The sequence below is a fragment of the Microcystis sp. T1-4 genome (genome assembly GCF_000297435.1).
In the GTDB taxonomy this organism is placed as follows: Bacteria; Cyanobacteriota; Cyanobacteriia; order Cyanobacteriales; family Microcystaceae; genus Microcystis.
Window position 1 is genome coordinate 1 of record NZ_CAIP01000260.1, and the last position, 634, is coordinate 634.

A 634-nucleotide genomic window follows, 5' to 3' on the forward strand; every position below is an offset into this window, starting at 1 on the left:
TAGCGATGGGCGGAGAATCCACTATTGTGGAGATAAGGACACCATTAAGTCTAGTCTATGCTTGCCCATCACCGCCGTCCCGTTTCCTTCTGTCTGCTCTCGACAGATCTACCCATCCTCTCCACTTTAGACACTGCCGCTACCCTCTACCAAAAGGATCGCCACCGGTTTCATCTTCTCCTCAATCAACCCCCGGTGGCTCTCGCCGAAATAGAGACACTTAAACCCAAAAATAATCAAAATAAATTAATTTGGCTAGAAATTTCGGCTAATCGGGTAATTATGACCATGCAGGGCCAGGGAAGATTCGCCTATCGTCATTTTTGGGAGCAAGGGGTTTTTGGTGTCAGTCGCTTCTGGTTAAATGCCGAAAGTTCTCAACCGGGTTACGCTTTTCGCGTCCGCAACTATACCCGTAGTCTCAAATTAGAGGGGAATAATTTCCCCGAATATTTGCGTCTAGAGTACGAATTATGGTCAGATAACCTGATTTTAGGTCATTATGTCCTTCATTTGCAAGTACACCAATAAATAGGGATGGCTGAATAGAGCTAAAAACCTTGTGGGATAAGACTTTTAGGCTTTTTTGTCCTCAAAAAGTGCCAGCTGGTGGCAAAATTTAGGCACTTTTTCC

General features: G+C 44.8%; 1 protein-coding gene. It reads left to right on the forward strand.

Features of this window, described 5'->3' with window-relative positions:
- Positions 1-57: 57 nt before the first annotated feature.
- A complete protein-coding gene (locus MICAI_RS15810; RefSeq protein WP_008203958.1) occupies positions 58-531 on the forward strand; it encodes a hypothetical protein in 474 nt (157 codons plus the stop codon).
- Positions 532-634 lie beyond the last annotated feature (103 nt).